This is a genomic window from Streptomyces sp. 13-12-16, assembly GCF_002114215.1.
Lineage (GTDB): Bacteria > Actinomycetota > Actinomycetes > Streptomycetales > Streptomycetaceae > Streptomyces.
On the sequence record NZ_NCTE01001376.1, the window covers coordinates 1 to 966 of the forward strand.

A 966-nucleotide genomic window follows, 5' to 3' on the forward strand; every position below is an offset into this window, starting at 1 on the left:
GCCGCGCCGGGACGGAGGTGGACCGTCCGGGCGCTGGCGCTACCGGCTGCCGAACAGGGAGCGGCGCAGCCGACGCAGCGGGGCGAAGAGCGAGACGCGGCTCGCTCGGGCCCGCGCGCCCCTGGCGCCGCGGTCGTGCGCGGTGTCACGCGCGATGAGCTCGCGCATCAGCGACGTCGCCTCGGCCGTCTCCCGCTGCGGGACCGCGGGGCCCCCGAGAACCGAGAGGTGGCGGTCGAGACGCGAACTGGTCGCGCTGCTACCGCACGTGATCGCAGGGACCCTGGCCCTGCTGCGCACTGTTATCTGTTCCATGTCACTCCCCACCCGTACGAGTCCACCCGGCCCGGGCAGGGTAACCCTATCGCCCCGTCCGGGCACTCGCGTATCGAGGTCACAGGATTCACCTTCCCCATAAGGGGGTTGACGAACACTCGTCGATTACTCTCCGAATCCGACCGTTTTCAGGGCGAGTTGGACGATGGGCCGTGAGGTGGGCTGCGGTGACCCGCCATCAGGTTCGACGGTCACGGCGAGTGACGTCGCGGCGGTGTCGAGGCCGGAGGCGATCAGGGGCGTGTCGCCCTCGAACAGCCCCAGGGAACGCGGTCGTGCGTCCGGGCCCATGAGCCAGAGCTGGCGCACACGTCCGTTCGGGGGGTCGCCGTATCCGCCGAGGGTGACGACCGCGCTGCGGGCCGATGCGGAGGCGATCACTCCGATCGTGCGGCCCCGCGCGTCCCGGCCGCTGCCCGCGCGGGCGTCCGGGGCGGCGAGAACGTGGGCGATCTCACGTGACCGGTCGCGTTCGGCGGCCAGTTGGTCCCGGGTCCGGTCCGCCTGCACGGCGAAGAGCGCGGCGACGACGAGCGCAGCGGCGGCGGTGGCCGTCGCGAACGGCACGAACAGCGGCGTGCGACGCCGGTCCCGGAGGCGCGGCGGGGGCGCGGCGCCCCAGACGTGCGG

The 966-nt window shown here is 73.4% G+C and carries 2 protein-coding genes; both read right to left on the bottom strand.

The features are described 5' to 3' along the window. Positions 1 to 39 precede the first annotated feature (39 nt). A complete protein-coding gene (locus B7767_RS41115; protein ID WP_030867084.1) occupies positions 40 to 315 on the bottom strand; it encodes a hypothetical protein in 276 nt (91 codons plus the stop codon). Positions 316 to 441: 126 nt separating this feature from the next. Beyond that, positions 442 to 966: anti-sigma factor (locus tag B7767_RS41120; RefSeq protein WP_143652960.1), on the bottom strand; the 525-nt coding region annotated here is incomplete at its 5' end.